This is a genomic window from Phycobacter sedimenti, assembly GCF_038148855.1.
Classification (GTDB): domain Bacteria; phylum Pseudomonadota; class Alphaproteobacteria; order Rhodobacterales; family Rhodobacteraceae; genus Phycobacter; species Phycobacter sedimenti.
The window spans coordinates 189,116-215,333 of sequence record NZ_JBBVGR010000004.1; the positions used below are offsets into that span (position 1 = coordinate 189,116).

At 61.3% G+C, this 26,218-nt stretch carries 22 protein-coding genes; 19 read left to right on the plus strand and 3 right to left on the minus strand.

Going from position 1 to position 26,218, the window contains the following annotated elements; translation table 11 throughout:
* Position 1: 1 nt before the first annotated feature.
* Positions 2–709, minus strand: a complete 708-nt coding sequence (locus AADA15_RS08895; RefSeq protein ID WP_341641205.1) for an ABC transporter ATP-binding protein — start codon at positions 707–709, stop codon at positions 2–4.
* A gap of 197 nt (positions 710–906) precedes the next feature.
* Between AADA15_RS08895 and AADA15_RS08900 the strand changes: the two genes are divergently transcribed.
* The 17 genes from AADA15_RS08900 (at position 907) to AADA15_RS08980 (ending at position 19,874) form a co-directional block, all read left to right on the plus strand.
* Positions 907–2,529 (plus strand): acyl-CoA synthetase, encoded by a 1,623-nt coding sequence (locus AADA15_RS08900; protein WP_341641206.1) that lies wholly within the window; start codon positions 907–909, stop codon positions 2,527–2,529.
* Between the two features lie 238 nt (positions 2,530–2,767).
* Positions 2,768–3,793, plus strand: coding sequence for a BMP family protein (locus tag AADA15_RS08905; protein WP_341641207.1), 1,026 nt, complete (start codon positions 2,768–2,770; stop codon positions 3,791–3,793).
* Positions 3,794–3,809: 16 nt separating this feature from the next.
* The gene (locus AADA15_RS08910) at positions 3,810–5,354 is read left to right on the plus strand and encodes an ABC transporter ATP-binding protein (RefSeq protein WP_341641208.1); all 1,545 of its coding nucleotides are present in this window, start codon (positions 3,810–3,812) and stop codon (positions 5,352–5,354) included.
* Positions 5,344–6,393 (plus strand): ABC transporter permease, encoded by a 1,050-nt coding sequence (locus tag AADA15_RS08915; protein WP_341641209.1) that lies wholly within the window; start codon positions 5,344–5,346, stop codon positions 6,391–6,393. The genes AADA15_RS08910 and AADA15_RS08915 overlap by 11 nt, the downstream gene beginning before the upstream one ends.
* Before the next feature lies 1 nt (position 6,394).
* The gene (locus tag AADA15_RS08920) at positions 6,395–7,339 is read left to right on the plus strand and encodes an ABC transporter permease (RefSeq protein WP_341641210.1); all 945 of its coding nucleotides are present in this window, start codon (positions 6,395–6,397) and stop codon (positions 7,337–7,339) included.
* On the plus strand, positions 7,339–8,616 hold the full coding sequence (locus tag AADA15_RS08925; protein WP_341641211.1) for an amidohydrolase family protein: 1,278 nt from the start codon (positions 7,339–7,341) through the stop codon (positions 8,614–8,616). Before AADA15_RS08920 ends, AADA15_RS08925 begins: the two co-directional genes overlap by 1 nt.
* A 652-nt stretch (positions 8,617–9,268) precedes the next feature.
* Positions 9,269–11,002 (plus strand): ABC transporter substrate-binding protein, encoded by a 1,734-nt coding sequence (locus tag AADA15_RS08930; RefSeq protein WP_341641212.1) that lies wholly within the window; start codon positions 9,269–9,271, stop codon positions 11,000–11,002.
* 192 nt (positions 11,003–11,194) lie between these two features.
* Positions 11,195–12,271 (plus strand): ABC transporter ATP-binding protein, encoded by a 1,077-nt coding sequence (locus AADA15_RS08935; protein ID WP_341641213.1) that lies wholly within the window; start codon positions 11,195–11,197, stop codon positions 12,269–12,271.
* Between the two features lie 8 nt (positions 12,272–12,279).
* Entirely contained in the window at positions 12,280–13,365 is a 1,086-nt protein-coding gene (locus tag AADA15_RS08940; protein WP_341641214.1) for an ABC transporter ATP-binding protein, read from the plus strand.
* A complete protein-coding gene (locus tag AADA15_RS08945; protein WP_341641215.1) occupies positions 13,362–14,225 on the plus strand; it encodes a carbohydrate ABC transporter permease in 864 nt (287 codons plus the stop codon). The genes AADA15_RS08940 and AADA15_RS08945 overlap by 4 nt, the downstream gene beginning before the upstream one ends.
* Positions 14,226–14,236: 11 nt before the next feature.
* On the plus strand, positions 14,237–15,034 hold the full coding sequence (locus AADA15_RS08950) for a carbohydrate ABC transporter permease (RefSeq protein ID WP_341641216.1): 798 nt from the start codon (positions 14,237–14,239) through the stop codon (positions 15,032–15,034).
* A 1-nt stretch (position 15,035) separates the two neighbouring features.
* Complete coding sequence (locus AADA15_RS08955; RefSeq protein WP_341641217.1) at positions 15,036–15,314, plus strand: DUF2160 domain-containing protein; 279 nt, start codon at positions 15,036–15,038, stop codon at positions 15,312–15,314.
* A gap of 315 nt (positions 15,315–15,629) precedes the next feature.
* Positions 15,630–16,025, plus strand: a complete 396-nt coding sequence (locus AADA15_RS08960) for a BlaI/MecI/CopY family transcriptional regulator (protein ID WP_192964319.1) — start codon at positions 15,630–15,632, stop codon at positions 16,023–16,025.
* Positions 16,015–17,163 (plus strand): M56 family metallopeptidase, encoded by a 1,149-nt coding sequence (locus AADA15_RS08965; RefSeq protein WP_341641218.1) that lies wholly within the window; start codon positions 16,015–16,017, stop codon positions 17,161–17,163. Before AADA15_RS08960 ends, AADA15_RS08965 begins: the two co-directional genes overlap by 11 nt.
* Positions 17,164–17,343: 180 nt before the next feature.
* The gene (locus tag AADA15_RS08970) at positions 17,344–18,006 is read left to right on the plus strand and encodes a GntR family transcriptional regulator (RefSeq protein ID WP_341641219.1); all 663 of its coding nucleotides are present in this window, start codon (positions 17,344–17,346) and stop codon (positions 18,004–18,006) included.
* A gap of 121 nt (positions 18,007–18,127) precedes the next feature.
* Positions 18,128–19,231, plus strand: a complete 1,104-nt coding sequence (locus AADA15_RS08975; RefSeq protein WP_341641220.1) for a 2-dehydropantoate 2-reductase — start codon at positions 18,128–18,130, stop codon at positions 19,229–19,231.
* On the plus strand, positions 19,221–19,874 hold the full coding sequence (locus AADA15_RS08980; RefSeq protein WP_341641221.1) for a TetR/AcrR family transcriptional regulator: 654 nt from the start codon (positions 19,221–19,223) through the stop codon (positions 19,872–19,874). The genes AADA15_RS08975 and AADA15_RS08980 overlap by 11 nt, the downstream gene beginning before the upstream one ends.
* A 10-nt stretch (positions 19,875–19,884) precedes the next feature.
* On the opposite strand, the gene AADA15_RS08985 is transcribed toward AADA15_RS08980, so the two are convergent.
* Positions 19,885–21,540, minus strand: a complete 1,656-nt coding sequence (locus AADA15_RS08985; RefSeq protein WP_341641222.1) for an FAD-binding dehydrogenase — start codon at positions 21,538–21,540, stop codon at positions 19,885–19,887.
* A 270-nt stretch (positions 21,541–21,810) separates the two neighbouring features.
* On the opposite strand from AADA15_RS08985, the gene AADA15_RS08990 reads away from it, so the two are divergent.
* Positions 21,811–22,248, plus strand: coding sequence for a nuclear transport factor 2 family protein (locus AADA15_RS08990; RefSeq protein WP_341641223.1), 438 nt, complete (start codon positions 21,811–21,813; stop codon positions 22,246–22,248).
* Between the two features lie 86 nt (positions 22,249–22,334).
* On the plus strand, positions 22,335–23,747 hold the full coding sequence (locus AADA15_RS08995) for a M20 family metallopeptidase (protein ID WP_341641224.1): 1,413 nt from the start codon (positions 22,335–22,337) through the stop codon (positions 23,745–23,747).
* A 38-nt stretch (positions 23,748–23,785) separates the two neighbouring features.
* Here the strand turns inward: AADA15_RS08995 and AADA15_RS09000 are convergent, their stop codons facing one another.
* Entirely contained in the window at positions 23,786–26,218 is a 2,433-nt protein-coding gene (locus AADA15_RS09000) for a Lon protease family protein (RefSeq protein ID WP_341641225.1), read from the minus strand.

Genomic DNA, 26,218 nt, shown 5'->3' on the forward strand with positions numbered 1-26,218 from the left:
GCTACCACTCGATCTCGGACGGGGCGAGCTGGGTTTCGTTCTCTTCGACCAGCCGGATCTTGCCGTCCTGGAACCAGATCACCCGATGCGCCATCTGCCGGATCGCGGCGTTGTGGGTGATCACCACGGTGGTGGTGCCGGTCGTTTCATTGATGCGCTGCAGCGCCTCCAGGACCTGCACGCCGGTCTTGCTATCAAGCGCGCCCGTGGGCTCATCACACAAGAGGATCTCGGGGCGTTTGGCGATGGCGCGGGCGATGGCAACGCGCTGCTGCTCTCCGCCTGACATCTCGGCCGGGAAGTGATCCATCCGGGCGCCAAGGCCCACCTGATGCAGCGCCTCTTCGGGGGGCATCGGATTGCGGGCCACATCGGTCACCAACTGCACGTTCTCCCATGCGGTCAGGCTGGGCACCAGATTGTAGAACTGAAAGACAAACCCGACGTGGTCGCGCCGATAGCGCGTCAGCCCACGGTCGTTCATGCGTGTCAGCTCCTGATCGCGGAACCAGACCCGCCCGTCGGTTGCATGATCGAGCCCGCCCAGAATGTTCAGAAGCGTCGATTTCCCGCTGCCCGAGGGACCAAGCAGAACCACGAGCTCGCCGGCATAAAGCTGCAGATCCACGCCCGCCAGTGCATGCACCTTTTGCGTGCCGGTGTCATAGACCTTGGTCACACCTTCGGTTTTGAAAACGACGTCTTTCATAATCACCTCTGACCGCAAGAAATAGGCGTGCTGCGGTGCAGAGACTTTGACATGGCTCAAGCTGAAACCAAAGCCCGATGTAGGTCCTTTGATCTTTTCCCCTGAAGGCACGCAGCGTGACTTTTCCATAGAGGCTTAAAAAGCTTGACCAAATCGGGGCAGTCGGCAGGATCTCGGCCAGAACCAGGGAGGAAAACATGACAGCAACGGCCCCCGCCGACCAACAGGATTCGCAGCTCTCCGCCACCATTGCCCGCGCGCGCAGCCAGCAGCTGGGTGATCTATTGCGCCGCAGCGCTGCCCGCACGCCAAACAAGACTGCCTTGGTCTTTCGGGGCCAGCGCGACAGTTTCGCAGAGCTCGACCAGGTGGTGAACCGCTGCGCCAATGCGCTGGCCGCGCGCGGCGTCACCAAGGGCGATCGCATCGCGCTGCTTTCCCACAACAACCGCGCCTTCGTGGTGTTTCGCATGGCGCTGGCGCGGCTTGGCGCGGTGACCACGCCGGTCAACTTCATGCTCAGCGCCGAGGACGTCGCCTATATCCTCGACCATTCCGGCGCGCGGGCCATCATCGCAGAGGACGCCCTGTGCGCAACTGCCGATGCGGCGCTGGCCCAGCTGGATCAGCCGATGCTGTTCCGCCTGTCGATCTCCCACGCGATGGACAGCCTTCCCGACGGCTGGGAGGCCGCCGAGCCGCTGTTCGACCACACCGATGACAGCGCCCCCCATGTCGAGATCGCGGGCGATGATCCGATCCAGATGATGTACACCAGCGGCACCGAGTCCCGGCCCAAGGGGGCCTTGCTGTCCTCGGATGCGCTTTATGCGCAATACGGAAGCTGCATCAGCGATGGCGAGATGTCGGCCAGAGATATCGAACTGCACTGCCTGCCGCTGTTCCACTGTGCGCAGCTCGACTGTTTCCTGACGCCGGACCTGTATCTGGGCGCCACCAGTATCCTTATGGAGGCCGCCGATCCCGGCAAGATGCTGGAAGCCATCGCGGCCGAGGGTGTCACCAAGCTCTTTTGCCCGCCCACCGTCTGGATCGCCCTTTTGCGCCACCCCGATTTCGACAAGACCGACCTCAGCGCGCTGCGCAAAGGTTACTATGGCGCCTCGATCATGCCCACGGCCATCATCGAGGAGCTGACCACGCGCCTGCCGAACCTGCGCCTGTTCAATTTCTACGGTCAGACCGAAATGGCCCCGGTCGCCACCATCCTTTTGCCGCATGAACAGCTGAGCAAGCTCGGCTCTGCCGGTCGCCCCGCGCTCAACGTGGAAACCCGCGTGGTGGATGATAACGGCAACGACCTGCCTGTCGGCGAGGTGGGCGAGATCGTGCATCGCAGCCCGCATCTGATCCTTGGCTACTACAAGGATCCGGCCAAGACGGCCGAGGCCTTTGAGGGCGGCTGGTTCCACTCGGGGGACCTGGGGCGGTTTGACGATGAGGGCTATCTCTATGTCGTCGACCGCAAGAAAGACATGATCAAGACCGGCGGCGAAAACGTCGCCAGCCGCGAGGTGGAAGAGGCCATCTTCCGCCATCCCGCCGTGGCCGAGGTCTCCGTCTTTGGCGTACCACACCCCAAATGGATCGAGGCGGTCACTGCCGTGGTCGTGATCAAACCGGGCGAGGAAGTCAGTGTCGAGGCTTTGCAGGACTATTGCCGCGAAACGCTGTCCCACTTCAAAAGCCCCAAGCACATCGCCCTGACGGATACCCTGCCCAAGAACGCCAGCGGCAAGATCCTGAAACGCGATCTGCGCATCGCCTATGCCGGTGTCTTTGAAGGCGAGGACGCCTAGGTCCGGGTCAAGAACATGATGTCGCGTTCTGAACGAGCGCGGCAAAGCCAGCCGTGCCTCATCCGTCCAGCGGCGTGTAAAGTGGCGAAAAATCTTGCAAACGCTCAATATTTGCGCACAAGCTTCCAGGCATATCGCTCCAACGGTTGCCCGCTTGCCTGGCGGACGCAAAATTTTTACCGATTGGACAATCGCCCCACATTTTGACCGGGGCGGATTTCAACAGGGGGATTGTTCCATGAAAGATAAAGCAACGAGCGTTGTGTCACGCCGCCAGTTTCTGGGCACCAGCGCCGCCGCCGCATTGACAGCAGGCGCCATGTCCGCACCCGGTCGCCTGTTTGCCAGCGAACCGCTGAAGGTCGCCGGCATCTACACCGTTCCGGTGGAGCAGCAATGGGTCAGCCGCATTCACGTCGCCGCGCTGACGGCGCAGGACCGCGGTGACATCACCTATACCTATTCCGAGAACACCTCGAACTCTGACTATTCCCGCGTGATGCGCGAATATGCCGAACAGGGCTACCAGCTGATCATCGGTGAAATCTTTGGGGTCGAGGCAGAGGCGCGCGAGGTCATGGCTGACTATCCGGATGTGGCCTTCCTGATGGGCTCCTCCTTCAAGGAAGACCCGAACATTCCGAACCTTTCGGTCTTTGACAACTACATCCAGGATGCCGCCTATCTGTCGGGCATCATCGCCGGCGCCATGTCCAAGTCGGGCAATATCGGCATGGTCGGCGGCTTCCCGATCCCCGAGGTGAACCGCCTGATGCATGCCTTCATGGCCGGCGCGCGCGAGATGAACCCCGAGATGAAGTTCCAGGTTTCCTTCATCGGCTCGTGGTTCGATCCGCCAAAAGCCAAGGAAACCGCATTCGCCATGATCGAGAACGGCGCGGATATCCTTTATGCCGAACGCTTTGGCGTGTCGGACGCGGCCAAGGAAAAGGGCCTGCTGGCCATCGGCAACGTGATCGACACGCAGGCGGACTATCCCGATACGGTTGTTGCCTCGGCCATCTGGCATTTCGAGCCGACGCTGGATGCGGCCATCGCCGCGGTCAAGGGCGGCTCCTTCACCGCCGCCGATTACGGCATCTATTCCTTCATGAAAGAAGGCGGCTGCTCGCTGGCGCCCTATGGCACCTTCGAAGGCAAGATCCCGCAAGAGGCGCTTGATCTGGTCGCCGCCCGCACCGCCGCGATCAAGGACGGCTCCTACACCGTCGCGATCAACGACGAAGAACCCAAATCCTCGTGACCCGGGCCTTTCAGGTATGACTGACAGTGAAAAGGCGCAGGTTGTCCTGCGCCTTGACGGCATTACCAAACGGTTCGGCCCCGTCACCGCCAATGAAGACGTCAGCTTTGCCCTGAACCGGGGCGAGGTGATCGCGCTTTTGGGCGAGAATGGCGCGGGCAAGACCACGCTGATGAACATCCTTTTCGGCCAGTACACCGCCGATGAAGGCGCGGTCGAGCTGTTCGGCGCCCCCCTGCCCGCCGGCAATCCGCGCGCCGCGCTGGATGGCGGCGTGGGCATGGTGCACCAGCATTTCACCCTGGCCGGAAACCTCACGGTCTGGGAAAACATCGTTCTGGGGGTCGATGCCCTCAGTGCGGCCAGCCTCAAACCCGCCGCCGCCAAGGCGCGTATTCGCGATCTGTCCGAGCGGTTCCATCTGAAGGTCGACCCGGACGCCAAGGTCGGCCGCCTCACCGTGGGCGAACGACAGCGGGTCGAGATCCTGAAGGCGCTCTATCGTGACGCGAAAATCCTCATTTTGGACGAGCCCACAGCCGTTCTGACCCCGCAAGAGGCCGATGCCTTGTTCGCAACCCTGCGTGAGGCGATTGCATCCGGCCTGTCGGTCATCTTCATTTCCCACAAACTGCATGAGGTCATGGCGATTTCCGACCGCGTGCTGGTGCTGCGCCACGGTCGGCTTGTGGCAGAACGCGCCACCAAGGATACCAATGGCGAGGAACTGGCCGCCCTCATGGTCGGCGCCGAGGTCAGCGCCCCCAGCATCGCCCCCGCCACCCCCGGCGCGCCGCTGCTGTCCATGCGCGATGTGACCACGCCGGAGGCAGGCTCCGCGCCCGGCCTCGCGCGCGTCAGCCTTGACTTGCGCGCGGGTCAGATCACCGGGCTTGCCGGTGTTTCCGGCAACGGTCAGGCGGCGCTGTCGGATTTGATCTCGGGCCTGATCGCCCCGGCCAGCGGCAGCATGGAGCTGCACGGGCAAGCGCCGCAGGGCTGGTCGCCGCGCGCTGCCATCGCAAATGGCGTGGCCCGCATTCCCGAAGACCGGCACAAGACCGGCACCATCGCCGATTTCGACCTCACCGAAAACGCCATCCTTGAAACCTACGCCACCCGCTTCAGCACACGCGGCTGGCTTGACTGGAGCGGCGCGCGCGCCTTTGCCCAGAAGCTGATCGATGGCTACGACATCCGCTGCCCCGGCCCGGACATCCGCATCCGCCTTTTGTCGGGCGGCAATATGCAGAAACTGATCCTTGGCCGCGTGCTGGAGGGCGCCCCCGATATCATCCTGGCGAACCAGCCGGTGCGGGGGCTGGACATCGGCGCGGTGAACTACGTGCACGAACAGCTGGCCAAGGCGCGCGATCGGGGCGCTGCCGTTCTGCTGATCTCCGAAGACCTCGATGAAATCATGCGCCTGTCGGATGTGATCCATGTGATCTCCGAAGGGCGGCTCAGCCCCGAATTTGCGCGTGGCACCATGCGCCCCGAAGATCTGGGCCGCTGGATGGCGGGCGAGGGCTTTGAGAAGGGACATACCGATGCGGCTTGAACCCATTGCAGCGCCCTCCTTCGGGCGGCGCGTCCTGCCGCCTGCGCTGGCGATCGGTGCGACGTTTGTAGTGGCTGCACTTTTGGCGATGATCGCGGGCGGCAATCCCTTCGCGGTCTTTGGCCTGATCCTGAAAGGGGCATTCGGGTCGAAATTCGCCATTCTCGAGACCCTCAACAGCGCAACGCCCCTGATCTTTACCGGGCTGGCCATTGCGGTGTCATTCCGTGCCAAGCTCTGGAACATCGGCGCCGAGGCGCAGCTTTATGCCGGTGCGGTGCTCACCGTGGTTCTGGGCACAGGTGCCCTGTCGCTGCCCGCGCCGCTGATGCTGGCGCTCTGCGGTATTGCCGCCATGCTGGCCGGCGCGTTGATGCTGCTGGGGCCTGCCCTCTTGAAGACCCGGCTCGGCGTGGATGAGGTGGTGACGACGCTCCTCTTCAACTTCATATTCCTGCTGTTCGTCAGCTACCTGCTTGAAGGGCCGCTGAAAGATCCAATGGGCATGGGCTGGCCCAAATCCGCGCGGCTGATCCCTGAGGCGCGCCTGCCCCGCATTGTCGAGGGGCTGCGCCTGCACTGGGGCTTTGCGCTGGCGCTGATCGCCGCCCTTGCCGTCTGGGTCATCAACACCCGCACCACCCTGGGCTACGAAATGCGCGCCGTCGGCCAGAATGCCGAAGCCGCAGCATTCGCAGGCATTCCGGTGACGAAGGTGATCCTCAAAACCGCGCTCCTGTCAGGCGGCCTTGCAGGTCTTGCGGGTTTTTCCGAGGTCTCGGGCCTCAAAGGCTCGCTGACGCTCGATCTCAGCCCTGGCTTTGGCTACACCGGCATCGTGGTCGCCATGCTGGCGCTTTTGCACCCCCTTGGCGTGGTCGTCGCGGCGCTGTTTGTGGCGGCCATTTTCGTCGGCGCCGACAGCATGAGCCGCGCCGCAGGCGTGCCGAGCTACCTGGCCGATATCATGCTGGCCTCTGCGCTGTTGTTCATGGTGCTGGCGATCCTTCTCACCAAATTCCGCGTGCGGAGGGACTGACATGGACCTGATCGACATCCTTTTGTCCGCCAGTTTCTGGGCCGCCGCCATCCGCATCGCATCGCCCTTGATATTCGCCACCATCGGAGAGCTGATCTGCGAGCGCGCGGGCGTGTTGAACCTCGGTATCGAGGGCATCATGGTCGCGGGCGCCTTTGCGGGCTGGATCGCGCTCTGGGGTGGGTTGCCGCTTTGGGGCGGCGTTGCGGTCGCGCTCCTGACGGGAATGATGCTGGGGCTGGTGCATTCTATTTTCAGCGTTCCTTTTGGCCTGTCGCAACATGTGGTGGGGGTTGGCCTGACGCTGCTGGCCACCTCGCTGACCTTCTATACCTACCGTGTGGTGCTGCCCGAGGTGTCGTCCCCGCCCAAGATCACCGCCTTTCAACCCTATGAGATCCCTCTTCTGTCCGATCTGCCTCTGGTCGGCCCGGCACTGTTTTCGCAAACGCCGCTCACCTATGCCGCGTTCATTCTGGCGGGGCTGACGGCACTGGTGCTTTACCGCACGCCGCTTGGCCTTGCGGTGCGCGCCGCCGGGGAAAACCCGCAGGCCGTCGCAGCCCAAGGCCTGTCGGTCACCGCGATCCGCATGGGCGCGGTTGTGGTCGGCTCGGGCTTCATGGCGGTGGGCGGTGCCTTCCTGACGCTTTCAGCCTTTGACAGCTTCTTTTTCGACATGGTGAACGGGCGCGGCTGGATCTGCATCGCACTGGTCGTCTTTGGCGCCTGGAGGCCGGGCAAGGCGGTGCTGGGTGCCATCCTCTTTGCCGCCTTCGACGCCCTGCAGATCCGCCTGCAGCAGACCGGCATTGGCGCGGTGGTGCCCTATCAGGTTTTCCTGATGATGCCCTATATCCTGTCCATTCTGGCGCTGGTGGTGATGTCCCGCCGGGCCGAGATCCCGGCGGCGCTGATGGTGCCCTTCAACAAGGGAGAAAGATGATGTTCGACCTGATCGTCAAGGGCGGCAGCCTGCCCGATGGCTCAGTCGCCGATATCGGCATTGCGGGCGGCAAGATCACCGCCATTGAGGCGCAGCTTACAGCCGAAGCACTCGAGGTGATCGACGCCAGCGGAGACCTCGTCTCCCCTCCTTTCGTGGACCCGCACTTCCACATGGATGCGACGCTGTCCTACGGCAAGCCGCGGCTCAACACCTCGGGCACGCTCTTGGAGGGGATTTCCCTTTGGGGAGAGCTGCGTGACATTGCCACCGTGGACGAAATGGTCGAGCGCGCCCTCACCTATTGCGACTGGGCCGCCTCCATGGGGACACTGGCGATCCGCTCTCATGTGGACACCACGCCCGATCACCTCAATACCGTCACCGCCATGCTGGAGGTGAAGGAAAAGGTCAAAGATTACATCGACCTGCAACTGGTCGCCTTCCCTCAGGACGGGCTTTACCGCACGAAAACGGGCCGCGAGAACGTGGTCCGCGCGCTGGATATGGGCGTCGATGTGGTGGGCGGCATCCCCCATTTCGAGCGCACCATGCAGGACGGCGCCGCGTCGATGCGCGACCTCTGCGAAATCGCCGCCGAGCGCGGCCTGATGGTCGATATCCACTGCGACGAGACAGACGACCCTATGTCCCGCCATATCGAGGCGCTGGCCTATGAGACGCAGCGCCTGGGTCTGCAGGGCCGCGTTGCGGGCAGTCACCTGACCTCGATGCATTCGATGGACAATTACTACGTCAGCAAACTGCTGCCGCTGATTGCCGAGGCCGGGATTTCCGCGATCCCCAACCCCCTGATCAACATCATGCTGCAGGGGCGGCACGACACCTTCCCCAAACGCCGCGGCCTGACTCGCGTGAAGGAAATGCAGGCGATGGGCATCCCTGTGGGCTGGGGTCAGGACTGCGTGCTGGATCCCTGGTATTCCTTGGGCACCGGAGACATGCTGGATGTCGCCTTCATGGGGCTGCACGTGGCGCAGATGAGCCACCCGGACGAGATGGCCCGCTGTTTCACCATGGTAACCGAGGTCAACGCCCAGATCATGGGGTTACAGGATTATGGGTTGAAGGTCGGCAGCGACGCCTCCCTGGTGGTTCTGGACGCCAGCACCCCGACCGAGGCCGTCCGCCTGCGCCCCGCCCGTCTGGCAGTGGTGTCCAAAGGCAAGATCATCGCCCGCAGCGCCCGTGGAGATGCCAGCCTGATACTTCCGGGACGGCCCGGAAGCGTACGGCGGCGGCATGAGGTGGGGTAGCGCCCACAGGGCCTTAATGATTTTTCACTCGGCTGAACTCATCATTGCGCACCTTGTTCCTCCCATCGGCGCACCGCGAGAACAATCTCAAGAAAGAACAATGGCGGCCAAAAGAAAAGAAACAAAACAGACATCAGCCCCAACTTTCCCGAAGTGAAATCCAGTGGGTTAAAGATCACTCCGTACGCCAAAAGCAGATGAATAAGCGTTGCAATAATAAATTTGGGTACCAAAGCTCTCCAAATCACCTCCAAGTTCCTCCTGCACTTTCGTTCGGTTGACGATAACCGGGTACGACTTGCCCCGCTAGTATTGGCTCATACCGTTGTCATACTTGAACTTTGCCCAATAGGCGCGCCTAGCTACCCAGATACTGATCCATCAGTTTCGGTGTCAGTTCGTTCAGCGTCTTGTCCCCCGCCAGGATCGGTCGATCTTCCCCCCACCATCAAATGCCGCAATGCGGCGCAAAAAATGCTGCACATGCAGCGCCCCCTTGACCACCAAAGCATCAAATATAAATCAATAATTACAGTCACTTAAATCATTACTAATTTTTTAGTTTGACAAGACGTCGCAGCCTGTGAAACCTCTAGCACAGTCAGGTGCATTGAACGCAAAGCTGACAATAATGACTTTAGGGAGGAGAAAGATGCGCAAGTATCTTTTGTCCGCAGCAGCGGTTTGCGCCGTGGTTGCGGGACAGGCAGCCTATGCCGATGAGGCCGCTGCCAAGAAATGGATTGATGAGGAATTCCAGCCCTCGGCCCTCAGCAAGGACGAACAGCTGTCAGAAATGCAGTGGTTCATTCAGGCGGCTGAGCCCTACAAGGGCATGGAAATCAACGTGCTGTCCGAGGGCATCCCCACGCACAGCTATGAATCCGAAGTGCTGACCAAGGCCTTTGAGGAGATCACCGGGATCAAGGTGAATCACCAGATCCTCGGCGAGGGTGAGGTCGTGCAGGCGGTTCAGACCCAGATGCAGACCAAGCGGAACCTCTATGACGCCTATGTCAACGATTCCGACCTGATCGGCACCCACTCGCGCCTGCAGCTGGCCTATAACCTGACCGACATGATGGCAGGCGACTTCAAGGACGTGACCAACCCCGGACTTGATCTGGGTGACTTCATGGGCACCCAGTTCACCACCGGCCCGGACGGCGACCTCTATCAGCTGCCGGACCAGCAGTTCGCGAACCTCTACTGGTTCCGCAAGGACTGGTTCGATCGCGAAGACCTGCAAGCGGCCTTCAAGGCGAAATACGGCTATGATCTGGGTGTTCCGGTCAACTGGTCCGCCTATGAGGACATCGCCGAGTTCTTCTCGGAAGACGTCAAGAACATCGATGGCGTCGATATCTATGGCCACATGGACTACGGCAAGCGCGCGCCCGATCTTGGCTGGCGCATGACCGATGCCTGGCTGTCGATGGCCGGTGCCGGCTCCAAGGGTGAGCCGAACGGTGTTCCGATCGACGAATGGGGCATCCGCATGGAAGCGGGCAGCTGTAACCCGGCGGGCGCAAGCGTCACCCGTGGTGGTGCTGCAAACGGCCCGGCGGCGGTCTATGCGATCCGCAAGTGGGACGAATGGCTGCGTAAATACGCACCTCCCGGTGCGGCGTCCTATGACTTCTACCAGTCCCTGCCCGCCCTGGCGCAAGGCAACGTGGCCCAGCAGATCTTCTGGTACACCGCCTTTACCGCCGACATGGTGAAACCCAAGTCCGAAGGCAACAACACCGTCGACGACAGCGGCACCCCGCTGTGGCGCATGGCGCCTTCGCCGCATGGTCCCTACTGGGAAGAAGGCCAGAAGGTCGGCTATCAGGACGTTGGCTCATGGACCTTCCTCAAGTCCACGCCCCTGGACCGCGCACAGGCTGCATGGCTGTACGCACAGTTCGTGGTCTCCAAGACCGTGGACGTGAAAAAGTCGCACGTCGGCCTGACCTTCATCCGCGACAGTTCGGTCAACCACGAAAGCTTTACCGAACGTGCGCCCAAGCTGGGTGGCCTCGTGGAATTCTACCGCTCGCCCGACCGCACGGCATGGTCGCCCACTGGCGTGAACGTGCCCGACTATCCGAAGCTGGCCCAGATCTGGTGGCAGCAGATCGGTGACGTGAACTCTGGTGCCTTCACCCCGCAGGAAGCCATGGACCGTCTGGCCGAGGAAATGGACATCACCATGGCCCGTATGCAGCGCGCAGACGAGCAGGCGAATGTCTACGGTGGCTGCGGCCCGCGTCTGAACGAGGAAAAGGACGCCGAGTGGTGGTTCGCCAATGGCGGCGCCAAGCCGAAGCTGGAGAACGAAAAGCCGCAAGGCCAGACCGTCAACTATGACGAACTGGTTGCCCGCTGGGCCAAGCAGTAAGGCTTTCCTCCTGCCGGGTTTGGGCGCGACACCCTGTGCCTGCCCCGGCGACACGCCCCGGAGCCTCCCCCGCGATGCTCCGGGGCCTTTCCCCCCACACACGACACCTCTCCCCTGCTCCACAGCGGGGATGCAGCCGACACCGCCTTGCCGGGCGCCTCGCGGCTCACAATGCCGGAAAGTCAAATCAAGATGGCACTTGAACTTAGAAACGTGACCAAGCGCGTTGGCGCGATCGAGCACATCAAGGACACCTCCCTTGTGCTGGAAAGCGGTCACTTCAACGTCCTTCTGGGCGCCACCGGATCGGGAAAGACCTCCCTGATCAAGCTGATGGCAGGCCTTGATCCGATCGCCAGCGGCACCGTCTGGATGGACGGGCAGGACGTCACCCGCCTCAGCACCCAGAAGCGCAACATCAGCCTGGTGCACCAGTTTTTCATCAACTACCCCCACATGACCGTCTTCGACAACATCGCCTCCCCCCTGAAGGTTGCAGGCATGGCCAGGTCGGAGATCGAGGGCCGCGTCGAAGAGGCTGCCGACATCCTGCAATTGCGCCCGATGCTGCATCGGCGCCCGCACGAACTGTCGGGTGGTCAGCAGCAACGCACCGCCCTGGCGCGCGCCATCGCCAAGGAAAGCCGCGCGGTCTTCCTGGACGAACCGCTTGCGAACCTGGACTACAAGCTACGCGAAGAGTTGCGCGACCAGCTGCCGGACCTGTTTGCCGGGCGCGGCGCGGTTGTGGTCTATGCCACCTCTGAACCCGAAGAGGCGCTGTTGCTCGGCGGCAAAACCGCGCTGATGCGGGACGGGCGCGTGACCCAGTTCGGGGCCACCGCCGATATCTACCGCAATCCGGCCAATGTGGATGCGGCGCGGGTGTTCTCGGATCCGCCCATCAACACCGCCGAGATCCAGAAAGAGGGCAACACGGCCCGCCTGACGCGGGATGTGTCATGGGTGCTGAACGGCGCGGCTGCGGGCTTGCGCGATGGCACCTACACCATCGCCATACGCCCCCACCACGTGCTGCCCTTTGCGGGCGCGGGCACCTCGGTGCGCATCGCTGGCCGCGTTCAGGTGACCGAGCTTTCAGGCTCTGAAAGCAGTGCGCATTTCGACCTCGGCCTGCCCGGATCAAACGACAGCTGGGTCAGCCTTTCAGCGGGTGTTCACCCCTATGAGGTTGGCGAAATGCATGATTTCTATATGGATCCTACGGCGGCCTATGTCTTTGCCCCCGATGGCTCCCGCGTGGCGTGAGGCGAAACATGGCTAAGATTACTCTCTCCAAGCTGCGTCACAGCTATCTGCCGAACCCGGCTTCCGAGTCCGACTACGCGCTCAAGGAAATCGATCTCGACTGGTCCGATGGCGGCGCCTATGCGCTGCTTGGGCCTTCGGGCTGCGGCAAATCCACCCTGCTCAACATCATTTCGGGTCTTCTGGTGCCCTCGGACGGCAAGATCCTGTTCGATGATCGGGACGTAACAACCCTGCCCCCCGATCAGCGCAACATCGCGCAGGTGTTCCAGTTCCCGGTGATCTACGACACCATGACGGTCTACGACAACCTGGCCTTCCCTCTGCGCAATCGCGGTCGGGACGAGGCAACGGTCAAGACCCGCGTCATGGCGATTGCCGAGATGCTGGAGCTGACCGAGATGCTGAACACCCGCGCCGCGGGCCTCAGCCCCGATACGAAACAGAAGATCTCGATGGGGCGCGGGCTGGTACGTGAAGACGTCAACGTGGTGATGTTCGACGAGCCGCTGACGGTGATCGACCCGCATCTGAAATGGAAGCTGCGCTCCAAGCTGAAAGAGCTGCACCAGCGCGTCAAGGCAACCATGATCTACGTCACCCACGACCAGACCGAGGCGCTGACCTTTGCCGATCAGGTTGTGGTGATGCAGCTGGGCGAGGTGGTGCAGGTCGGCACGCCGGTCGAGCTGTTCGAACGCCCTGCGCATACCTTTGTCGGCCATTTCATCGGCTCGCCAGGCATGAACATCCTGCCCTGCGCCCTGATGGAGGGCGCGGCCCGTTTTGCCGACCGGACAATTGCCCTGGAAGGCCCGATAAAGGGCACCCCACAAGGCAAGACCGAGATCGGCATCCGCCCCGAATTCGTTTCCATCGGCGCCAGCGGCCTGCCCGCAACCGTCACCAAGGTCTCCGACGTCGGACGCCACACGGTGGTGGAATGCACGGCGGGCGGTGAGCGCATCAACGCCATCATCGAAGGTCAGGCACCGGAAAAAGGCGCCTCCGTTCATCTTGAGTTCCAGCGCGATCAGACCCGGCTCTATGTCGATGGCTGGCTCGCCACCACCCCAGAGGAGGCCGCGGCATGAAGACCGAAAACCAGAAAGCCTGGCTGTTCGTCCTGCCGGTGCTGGCGCTTGTCGCCTTCAACGCGCTCATCCCGATGATGACGGTGGTCAACTATTCGGTGCAGGAGACCTTTGGCGACAACGTCTTCTTCTGGCAGGGGCTGGACTGGTTCCAGCAGATCCTGCGTTCAGAACGGTTCCATGATGCGCTGGGGCGTCAGTTCCTGTTCACTTTCCTGATCCTGATCATCGAGATTCCGCTGGGCATCGCAATTGCCCTGTCGATGCCACGCAAGGGGTTCTGGGTACCTGTCTGTCTGGTGCTGATGGCCCTGCCGATGCTGATCCCGTGGAACGTCGTGGGCGCGATGTGGAACATCTTCACCCTGCCTGACATTGGCCTGTTGGGATACTTCCTGAACCATGTCCTTGGCATCAACTATGACATGACCCAGGACCCTGTTGCCGCCTGGGTTACCATCGTCACCATGGATGTCTGGCACTGGACCTCCCTTGTGGTGCTGCTGAGCTATGCGGGCCTCGTGTCGATCCCGGACGCCTATTATCAGGCGGCCAAGATCGACGGCGCCTCGAACTGGGCCGTGTTCCGGTTCATCCAGCTGCCAAAGATGAAAACGGTTCTGACAATCGCCATCCTTCTGCGGTTCATGGACAGTTTCAACATCTACACCGAGCCCTTCGTCCTGACCGGAGGCGGCCCCGGCAACTCCACCACACTTCTATCCATCGATCTGGTGAAAATCGCGCTCGGTCAGTTCGACCTTGGTCCCGCCGCCGCCATGTCGCTCATCTATTTTGCCATCACCCTGCTCGTCAGCTGGCTGTTCTACACGCTGATGACCAAGGATGACCTGAACTAAGGGAGGGAAACGTGCAGAAAAGATCCATCGTTCCCATCGTCTATATCCTGTTTCTCATGCTGCCGATCTACTGGCTGGTGGCGATGAGCTTCAAGACAACCAATGAGATCCTTGCGGGGTTCTCTCTGTTTCCCCAGACCTTCACGCTGGAGAACTACCAGACGATCTTTACCGATCCGACCTGGTACTGGGGCTACATCAACTCGATCCTTTACGTGTCGATCAACACCGTGATCTCGGTCGCGGTGGCCCTGCCGGCCGCCTATGCCTTCAGCCGCTACCGGTTTCTGGGCGACAAGCAGCTGTTCTTCTGGCTCCTGACCAACCGGATGGCGCCTGCGGCTGTCTTTGCCCTGCCCTTCTTCCAGCTCTATTCCGCTGTGGGACTGTTTGACACCCACCTGGCCGTGGCCCTGGCACACTGCCTGTTCAATATCCCGCTGGCGGTCTGGATCCTCGAAGGGTTCATGGGGGGCGTGCCAAAGGAACTCGATGAAACCGCCTATGTGGATGGCTATTCCTTCCCGCGCTTCTTCGTGGTGATCTTCATCCCCGCGATCAAGGCTGGCGTGGGGGTGGCAGCCTTCTTCTGCTTCATGTTCTCCTGGGTCGAGCTGCTCCTGGCCAAGACCCTGACGGCGGTGGCCGCCAAACCCATTGCCGCCACCATGACCAAGACCGCCTCCAGCGCGGGCTACGAGCTCGGCCTTCTGGCGGCTGCGGGCACACTGACAATCATTCCGGGCGCCATCGTGATCTGGTTCGTCCGCAACTACATCGCAAAAGGCTTTGCGATGGGGAGGGTTTGACATGCTGTCCTGGATGGCCTGGACCTGGCCGACCGCTTTGGTCTTCATCGGCATCTTTTCAGCGATCGCGGTGCTGATCGTGCTGGAAATCCGTCACCCCGGAGGCGCTATGCGCAAAGGTGTCCTGGGCCTCACCACCACACGCGGCGACCGGCTGTTCATCAGCCTTCTGGGCACGGCCTATATCTTCCTCGCCTGGCTCGGCCTTGTCGGCATGCCGCTCTGGACCCCGCTTGGCCTTTCCATCGCATGGGGCACCTTCTGCTTCTGGAAAGTCTGACACCCGCGGGTCAAGGAGGCCGAAGGCCCCGCCAAAGGCGGCCTGTCCTTGACGCGCAACACAAAACACAATCGAAATCGGCCTTGAGGGCAAGCCTGTCCCTCAAGGCCGTCTCAGCCAAAAACAAACCGCCAGCGCCGCGCGCAGCAAGAAGGGCGGCGCGTCACCTTGCGTCTTGCATAAGACAAGCGCGCGGAAGCGCACAATTTGACAACAGCCTCAGCGCCCTAACGCAACTTCTAAAAAAGTAGTTTTCAACCCGCCCCGCTTTGCCTAGCATGAGCGGACGACCAAAAGGACCAGGCATCAGCGCTCATGCGAAAGAAACAGGACAAATCGCTTCTGACCGAGGTCGAACTCGAGTTCATGACCGTGATCTGGGAAACCGGGGGCGGCACCGTGCGGGATATCCTAGCGGAACTCAACAAGGTTCAGGAGCGCGCCTATACTTCGGTTGCCACGGTCCTCAAGATAATGGAGCAAAAGGGTTTTCTGACCAGCGAGCGGGCCGACCGCTCCCTGGTCTATCGCCCCGCCGTTCCCAAGGCAGAGTATCAGAAAACCTCGCTGAAAAACCTTTCGAGCAAACTCTTCAACGGAGCGCCGGCAGCCCTTGTCGCCCGGCTGGTCGATGATGAGGACGTGACCGATGAAATGCTCGAGGAAATGCGAGCGCTTCTGGAGGAAAGGCTGGGGGACAATGCAAACTGATGCTCTGCTGAATGCCTATATCGATCTGAACATCCTGCTGCTTGCAGGGGCGATGCTCTGGCTTGCCATGCGCAGTGGTCTCGAACGCACAGGGCTGGGAAAAGCTTACCGCTCGCAACTCCGACTGCTCAACGCCGTCACGATTTTGCTGGCGCTCTCGCCGCTTCTGGTGCTGGTGCTCACCAGCCTGTTGCGACATCCCTCACCCAATCTATCCGACTTGTTGGTCGCACAGTATCTGCAAGGCAACGTCAGCATGAGCGCAGCGCGCTTTGAAGACCTTTTGGGACTGCGTGAGGATTTTGTACGCACTCTGCTCAGTGGCCAAGCCCCCTGGGCCCGCTTTTTGGTCGTCGGCTTTGCAGCCGGTAGCCTCATCTGTTCTTTGCAACTGGGGTTGTCCGTTTTCAGGCTGCGCAAAAGCCTTGCGCAGTCCTTCACATGGAAACGGATCGGGCGCACGCACCTGCTTTTGTCGGATGAGGCCCGCGTTGCCTATTCAACGCGCGGCATCCGGGCACGTTACGTTGTGCTGCCGACGTCCCTTTTGGAGAAACCAAAGGATCTGCGTCTGTCTGTGGCGCACGAACTGCAACATTTCCGTCAGCGCGATATCGAGTGTGAATTCCTGCTCAGTGCACTTCGTCCGCTCCTGTTCTGGAATCCGGCGTTTCATATCTGGCGCCGAGAGGTTCGGATGTTGCGCGAATTCGCCTGCGACCAGGCCCTTATGAGCCGTCCGAGCTTTGATCTGCGCGGCTATTGCGAATGCCTGATCCGGGCCTGCGCCAACGCGTCCAGAGATCCGGTTCTGTTTGCGCGGCGCAGCCCGACCGTCGCCCTGGTGGACCGCCGGGAAACCCGACGCGGCTCTTCCGCATTGGTGCGCAGGCTGCATGCCGTGACCGCCCCGCAGCCGCAGTCAGACACTCCCCTCGGGTGGGCTCTTGTGTCCGGCCTTCTGGTCGCGGCTGTCATGACGACAGCTCTGCTGCTCCAGCGCCCCGCAGACTGGAGCCATGACCGGATCATGCTATCGACCATCGTCAACCTTGAACGTATGGCCAGCCGCACCTCTGCAACTCGACCAATATCGCTCAGTGCTCTTTCTGGCAGCTTTGCAGCCTCCAGCCAGTAGTCTGCTCCACGTCCAATCTGCACCGGACGGCCCGGTCCGCCTCTTGCTCCGAAAAGCGGCGTCTCGACAGGCAAGCGATCCCACACGTCATCGGGTCGGCCCCGTTGTGCATCCTGTCCACCAAAGCTTTGCAGATGAGGAAAAAGTCCCTATCAAGGCTGTATGGAGGACCCAAGCCGAATGAAGCTCAATCCCGTCGACATATCAAAAACCGCCTCTGCGTCTTCGATCGTCTTCGAAGCGCTGCGCAAGGCGATCATCGAAGGGGACCTGAAAGTGGGTGAACCCCTGCGCCAGGATGAGATCGCCGGGATGTTTAACACCAGCCGGATTCCCGTCCGGGAGGCCATTTCACGCCTCGAAGAACAGGGGTTGGTCAAAACCCAACGCTACAAAGGGGCCGTCGTCGCGGGACTCTCTGCGGATGAAGCACATGAAATCTTTGATTTCCGCGCGCTGATCGAACCAGAAGTCATCCGCCGGGCCGTTCCCCAGATGTCGCAGGAGACCTTGCAGCGGGCCAAAGAGTGCCTTGAGGCTTTCTCCGCGTCGGACGATCCCATGACCTGGGGGCGGTTGAACCGGGATTTCCACTCAGAGCTCTATCAAGCCAGCGGTCTGCAATATCATCTCGACGTAATCGACAATGCCATGGACAGGGTTGATCGCTATCTGCGGACTCAGTTGGTTCTTTCAAACGGCATGAAACGCGCTCATGAAGAGCATATGGCGATCTGGAATGCATGTAACGACGGCAATGCCGCGCAGGCCGCGGAGCTGACCCGGCGGCATATTCTGGATGCCCGCGACATGCTGATGGAGAATATCGCATCCTTGCGCTGACATCGCGCCGGGACGCGATATCGCAAATCTATCGCAAATATCCTGCTGGAAATCACTTTGTGATTTGACCGATTGTCTGTACTACTTCCCTTGCGGAAAAAGTTAACGCCGGACCGTCCGCATGTCCCGGCGAGGGATTCGTCTTTCTCCATACGAACCTTGGGCTGCTTGGGAGAACACTCGGTTGAACACACCGCCCCGCAAAATTGCCATTCTCGGCGCAGGTGCCATTGGCTGCTTTCTCGGGGCGCATTGGGCATCTGCCTGTCACGCGGCGGGCACACAACTGACATTGATCGGGCGTACCGCAACCTGGGATCAGATGGCACCGGGGCCCCTCAGGGTTTCGGGAGGAGTGCCCTTGCAAACCCAGCTATCGCTGCTTGATCTGGCCGACAGTCCGGCCGCCCTCGACGGCGCGGACCTGGTCCTGCTCGCCCACAAATCAACCGGTCTGGAACGATCGATCCAGCAGCTCAGCGCCCATGTGGCCGACGACACGACGATCATTTCGCTGATGAACGGGGTCTCTCCGGTCGATCACTTGCGGGCAGCTTTGCCAAGGCATCACATTGTTGCCGGGATGGTGCCTTTCAACGTGGTTTGGAAATCTGGCAGTCATCTGCACCGGTCCAGCACCGGCGACCTTGCCTTGGAGCGCACCTGTGCCACCGAGGCACTGGCGCAGTTGGTGGCAGCCACAGGCGTTCCCGTGCAACTCTGCCCAGACCTCAAACCGCTGCAGTATGGCAAGCTGCTGCTCAATCTAATCAACCCGGTCAATGCCCTCAGTGGACTGCCACTGCGCGAAATGCTCTGCCAGCGGGATTACAGGCGGGTCTATGCTGCGGTGCTCCGCGAGGCGCTCAGCGTTTATGACGCGGCGCATATTCAATGGCGCAGGGTCGGTCCGCTGTCGCCCCGGCTCGTCCACCGTCTGCTGTTGCTGCCTGATGCCGTGTTCAACAGCACCCTGCTGAACCTTCAGAAGCTGGACCCGGAGTCCATGACCTCCATGGCGGCCGACATGGCTGCGGGCCGCCCGACCGAAATAGACACCCTCACCAATGAAATCCTGCGCCTGGCTGAACAATCGGGCACCGCCGCGCCTATCAACGCCTCCCTGTCGGAGCTGATCCGCCAAGCAGAAGCCGCCCCCCACCCGACAGGGGCACGGTCGACCCAATCGCTCCTCGAACACCTGAGGCTTTCCCATGAGTGTTGACGCATTTCCCTGCCTTAGGTTTGGCCCCCTGAAGACGCGGGAAACCCCGAAACAGGTCCGCGCGGTCCGGCGCATTCATTTGATCCTGAACACAACCGCGCATCTGCTGTCCGAAACCCCGCTGCAGTCGATCACCACAACGATGATTGCGAACGAGGCCGGGATTCCCGTCAGTTCAATCTACCGCTACTTTTCGGATGTGACGCATGTTCTGAACGAACTTTACCTGCAAAGCGCGCAGGAACTGCGGGATCGAATTGTGGAAATTGCGGACGACAGACAGACTTGGCCAGCCTGGAAGGACCGGGTTCATCAGATCATCCTGTCGCAACGAAACCATATCCAGAACAACCCGCATTATGCGCCGCTGCTGATGCATTTCGTCTCCCAACGTACGGCGGTGGCCGCAGAGGATCAGCAACGCGAGTATGTCACGGATTTTCTGGAGATGCGCTGGAAGCAAGGCCTGGACGGGTTTCATGACGGCGATCCGAGAGTCGTTGCGCAAACCGTCCTTCAGATCGCCGTGACGATGGAGGACCTGATCGCGGCCCAGTCCACCCTGTTTCACGCGGATGTCTTCGCAAAGGAAACCCTTACAGTCCTGACGTCCTACCTTTCCAATTACCTGACCGACGACTGATACAGACCGGTCAGGCAATCGTATCCGACCGCCCCACCTGACGCCCGGAAAAAATGCAGCCTCCCAAAAAGGTGCCTTCAAGCGCGTTGTAGCCGTGATAGCCGCCGCCTCCGAACCCGGCGACCTCGCCCGCCGCGAAAAGCCCCGGAATGGTTTTTCCATCAGCATCGATCAACTGCCCGTTCAGATCGGTCTGCACCCCCCCAAGCGTCTTGCGGGTGATGATGTTCAGCTTGACCCCGATCAAAGGTCCATTGTCCGGGTCCAGAATGCGATGCGGTTTGGCGGTGCGCATCAGCTTGTCCCCGCGATAGTTCCGCGCGGCGTGAATGGCCATCATCTGAGCGTCCTTTGAAAACGGATTGGCGATCTGTGCATCGCGCGCCGTGATCTCGGCCCGGATCTTTTCAACGTCCAAAAGGCTATTGCCTTCCAGGGCGTTCATCTTGGCCACCAGATCATCCAGCCTGTCGGCGACAACAAAATTCTCACCGTGCTCCTTGAAGGCTTCCACATTGGGCGTGGCCTTCTTGTTCAAAAGCCGCTGCTTCAAAACCTGTTTCCAGCTTTTTGACGCCAGATCCGGGTTCTGCTCGGACCCTGACAGGGCGAATTCCTTCTTGATGATCTTCTGGGTGGTGATGAACCAGGAATAGTCATAGCCCGTCGCCAAAATGGCCTTCAGCGTGCCAAGGCTATCGAAACCCGGCATCGCAGGCGGCGCAAAGCGGTTGCCGTTTGCGTCGAACCACATCGACGACGGCCCGGGCAGAATGCGAATGCCGTGATTGGGCCAGATCGGATCCCAGTTCTTCACGCCTTCGGTGTAGTGCCACATGCGATCCGCGTTGATCACATGGCCGCCTGCCTCTTGCGTGATCGCCACCATGCGCCCGTCCACATGGGCGGGCACACCCGAAATCATTTCCTTCGGCGCGGGACCAAGCCGGTCGACAGGCCAGGCCTTGCGCACCAGATCCAGATCACCTCCGATACCACCCGACGCCACGACGACGCTGGCCGCGCGCAGCTCGAAATCGCCTACAACATCCCGGTTGGTCTGCTGCCCGCGTGCACTGCGATCCTCGGCCAGGATTTCCCCGCTGATCCCCTTGCAGGCCCCGTTCTCCATCAGGAGGTGCGAGCAGCGATGACGGAACCTGAGGATGATCCGCCCGGCCTTTTCATGCTCGCGCACGCGTCGTTCGAAAGGTTCCTGAGTGCCCGGACCCACACCCCAGGTCAGATGAAACCGCGGGACGGAGTTGCCATGCCCGGACGCAAAGGACCCACCCCGTTCCGCCCAGCCCACGATGGGAAACCAACGCATTCCCATGGCATGCAGCCAGGGCCGCATCTCTCCGGCCGCAAAATCGATATAGCTTTCCGCCCACTTGCGCGGCCAATGATCTTCGTCCCGGTCAAACCCCGCACTGCCCATCCAGTCGGAATAGGCCAGGTCCCGGCTGTCTCGGATGCCCATGCGGCGCTGCTCGGGGCTGTCGATCATCAGAAGGCCACCCAGCGACCAGAAGGCCTGCCCGCCCAGAAATCCTTCGGGCTCCTGATCGACGATGATGACGCTCTTGCCCCGGTCCGCCAGTTCTGCCGCCGCCACAAGCCCGGCCAGGCCACCTCCCACGATGATCACATCAGAGTCTTGCATGCTTTCCCTCCAAAGCGCACCGGGCTCAGCTCCTCCCGTGGCGCAGCACGGGGGCCAATCTCCTCCGCACCGGTGCAGGTTGCCCGCAACCCCGACCGATGCAAAACATCTACCAGCTTGGCAACAAGCTGCCCAGACGAACCAAAGGTAAGCACACAGTCAATTCCGACATTTCAGGCACAGGTTCCACCAAGCAGAACTACTCTCTCGACGAAAGCTGCCCTTGCGGAATATGTTTCCCTCAGTGGGATTTAAAACGGGTAGGACTAAGTGACCAGCAAGATTGAACTCGTGCGTTTTTGGGTGGAAGAAGTATGGGGCAAAGACAACGATAAGATCCTGGACGACATGTTTTCGTCCAACACAAAGGCAAGCGGCCCGGTCTCCAGCGTGGCGGGCAAGGACTTCCGATCAATCGATATCGTTTCGGCCCTGAAATCCCTGTTTCAATGTCCGCCAGAGCTGACATTCACCGTTCTGGAGGAAATGGGCGACTGGGTGATCGCCTGTTTCAATGTCGCCGTGAATGACCATCCTCACCGTCCTCCGTTTGAGTTTGACGGCCAGATGGTGTTTCGGATCATGGACGGCAAAATCACGGACATTCATTCCAATCTCAACTACATCAAGATGTTCGAAGGGTTGGGCCAGATGCCCGAAGACACCCTGCTGATCGCATTGACCGGAGCGGAACTGGACTGGAAGTGAATGGTCTGTCACAGCTTGGCAATTGCATCTCCTGGCGCTGACCCGCAGCTGCCCTCAACATGACAGATCCAAAGGCCCCAGATAAGATGAGCGATACTTCCTTCCCCGACCGCGCTGGTGCCATTGCGCGCGCAGAAGCCTATTTTGACAGCGGAACCTTTCAGGACGACCTGGCGGACTGGGTCACCTACCCGACAGAAAGCCAGAAACCGGACAGCGGGCACGAGCTGACACGTTACCTGCAAAGCGCAACCCGACCACGCCTGGAGGCCGCCGGATTCACCTGCGAGATTTTTGATAATCCGGTGGCGGGGGCTGGTCCGCTCCTGGTTGGAGAGCGGATCGAGGACGCCACCCTGACCACCATCCTGACCTACGGGCATGGCGATGTGGTGCGCGGCCAGGCCGATCAGTGGCGCGAGGGGCTTGCGCCCTTTCATCTGGTGGACGAGGGCGAGCGCCTTTACGGCCGCGGGACCGCTGACAACAAGGGCCAGCACCTGATCAATATCGCCGCCCTCGAGGCCGTGCTTGCCGAACGCGGGCACCTTGGGTTCAACGTCCGCATCGTGGTGGAGATGTCCGAAGAAACCGGATCGGCAGGTCTTGGCGACTTTTTCCGGGCTCAAAAGGACCGCCTCAAGGCTGACGTCCTGATTGCCTCGGACGGGCCGCGCCTGCAGCCGGAAACGCCGACGATGTTCATGGGCTCGCGCGGAGGCGTGAATTTCGATCTGGTTGTCGATCTGCGCGAAGGGGCGCATCACTCGGGCAACTGGGGCGGCTTGCTGGCAGACCCCGCGATGATCCTGGCACATGCCCTTGGCACAATCTGCGACCGGCGTGGCCAGATTAAGATCCCCGAATGGCGCCCCGACAGCCTGACAGATACCGTGCGCGCCGCGTTGGACGGCCTGCCGATCGAAGGGGAAAGCGGCCCCAAAGTGGACCTCGACTGGGGCGAAGAAAGCCTCACCCCCGCCGAACGTGCCTTTGGCTGGAATTCCTTCGCGGTGCTGGCGATGACCAGCGGCGTTCCCGAAGCACCGGTCAATGCGATCTCCGGGCGGGCGCGGGCCACCTGCCAGCTGCGCTATGTGGTGGGCACTGATCCCGACGATATCCTCCCGGCCTTGCGCAGGCACCTGGACCATCACGGGTTTGAAAACGTCGAGATCGTGCCCGACAAAGGCGGGCCCTTCAAGGCAACCCGGCTTGACCCGGATCATCCGTGGGTCGATTTCGTGGCAGGCTCGCTGACCCGCACCGCGGGCCAGCCTCCCCATATCCTGCCCAACCTCGCAGGGTCGCTTCCCAACGATTGCTTTGCCGACATCCTGGGCCTGCCAACCGTCTGGATCCCGCATTCCTATCGCGGCTGTTCACAGCATGCGCCGAACGAGCATGTCCTCAAGCCCCTGTGCCGCGATGCGCTGAGGCTGATGGCCGGGCTGTTCTGGGACCTGGCAGAGGCGGAAGCCCTCCCAGACACGCGTTGAGACAACAGGGCGCGTGATCAGCGCCCTGTCTGCCATGCCTAATCCTCTTCGCTCACGCCAGACGATCCCGAGGAGGAGCCCATCGCCGCGCGTGTCTGGGCGAACTCCAGCAGTTTGACCTCGATATTGCCGTTGATGGAGCCGTCCTCGAACTCTCCATGCAGATCGCGCAGGCCGGCGGGCAGACCGGTCAGCTGCTCGATCGCCTCATCCACATGGGAGACCGCGTGGATCTGGAATTGCCCCGCGCGCACCGCGTCGACCACCTCTGTCTTCAGCATCAGATTGGGCACATTGGCACGCGGAATCACGACCCCCTGTCGGCCCGTCAGCCGCTGGGCCTTGCAGACCTCGAAGAAGCCCTCGATCTTTTCGTTGACGCCCCCGATGGGCTGCACATCACCCATCTGGTTCACGGATCCCGTCACCGCATAGGACTGCGAGATCGGCACCTCTGCAAGGGCCGACATCAGCGCGCACAGCTCGGCAAGTGAGGCGCTGTCGCCTTCGACCCCGCCATAGCTTTGCTCGAAGACAAGGCTCGCCCAGAGCGACAGGGGCGTTTGCGGCACATAACGCGCGGCCAGATAGCCCGACAGGATCAGAACCGCCTTCGAATGGATCGGACCGCCCATCTTGGCTTCGCGCTCGATATCAACCACACGCCCCCCGCCGACCCGAACACGTGCGGTGATCCGCACCGGCGCCCCAAAGCTTTCATCGCCAAGGGCAGAGACGGTCAACCCGTTGATCTGGCCGATCTCACTGCCGTGGGTCGAAATCATGATGGTGCCGCGCCGGATCATCTCATGCACGCGGTCACGGATCAGACCGCGCCGTTCCTCCGCCGCCTCGATTGCCCCAGTGACATGCTGTGCCGTGATCGCGGGGGCCTTTTCCTTGCGGGCGCGGTGGTTGCCCTCCCGCAGGATGTCCCAAAGCGTTTCTATTCTGAGGCTCAGTTTCTCCTGATCCGCAGCCAGGCGCGCAGCGGCATCAATCAGGGCTGCAACCCCGTCCGCCGTCACCGGGCGCAAGCCCTCATCCCGGACAAGGGCGGCAATCCTTCGGGCAAAAAGCACAACACTCTCGCCGTCGCGACCCATGTCGGGACCGAAATCCGCCGTAACGCGGAAGAATTTATCAAAGTCAGGGTCGAATTCGGCCAGCAGCATATGGAGCATGCGATCCCCAACCAGCACCACCCGCACATCCAGGGGAATCGGCTCCGGCTTCATCGTTGTGGTGGAGATCAGCCCCAGCCTTTCGCCCGGTGTGATCACATGCACGGCCTCGGTCTCAAGGCAGCGTTTGAGGGCATCCCAGGAAAAAGGCTCCCCCAGGACACGCCGCGCATCCACCACCAGAAAGCCACCATTGGCCCGGTGCAAGGCGCCCGGTTTGATTTGGGTGAAGTCGGTGACCAGAACCCCCTGCATCGCCATATAATCGATCTGCCCGGTCAGGTTGGCCAAGGTCGGCAAGCTCTCCTCAACCACCGGCGCGGTTGTGCCTTTGGGATCATGGGTGACGACCACATTCACATGGTAGCGGTGAAACTTCGGATCTTCGCGCAGCGCCGCCAGACCGGCAGGAAAGGGATCCTTCGAGCGCCCGATTTCCAGCGCCAGGAACAGATCCGCATGAGACACCAGATCGTCTCGCAGCGCCCGAAAATAGGGGGCAAGCTCGTCGATTTCCACGAACCCACGGCAGGCCCGATCCACCGCGGCATCCACGGCAATCCGCGCCATATCGGCATTGAGGTGGGTCAGCGCATCGCGTTGCTGGCGCTCATGTTCGGGCTGATCCAGCAGAAAGTCCTCAAGATCGGCCTGAATTTCGGAGACCGCCGCACGGATCAGGGCGCGCTCTTCCTCGGGCAGCTTCTCGATCACCTCCGGTTTGAGAATCTCCTCATCCCGCTTTGCGGCCAGGGAGAATCCCATGGGTGTGCTCAGGATCGCGACGTTCTGGGCTTCGGCCTTCTGACGCAGAGCATCAAAGGCCTTTTCCCGCCGGGCGTTGAACTCCTGCTCCAGCGCCATGCGCTTGTTCTGATAATCCTCGGAGACCAGCAGCGCTGGAATGTGATTGGCCAGCTCCTCCAGAAGACGCGCCATGGCACTGCGCAACAGCGGCCCCTGCCCGCGCGGCAAGCAGATTGCATTGGGCTGATCCGCATCATCAAAATTCTGCACATAGACCCAGTCCTTGGGAACCGGACGGCTTGCGGCCTCCTCCTCGAGCACACGCAGGACAGCAGATTTCCGCCCGCTGCCGTTCGGCCCCTGCACATAAAGATTGAAGCGACGATGCTTCATCTGGGCAGAAAGCCGGATCGCCTCCATGCCCCGCGCCTGCCCCAGTTGCCCTTCAAGCGGGTCCAACTCGGCGGTGGTCTCGAAGGCAAGATCTGCCGGATCGCAGATCCGCCGAAGGGCGTCGGGCGACAAAGCCGTGTCAGACAT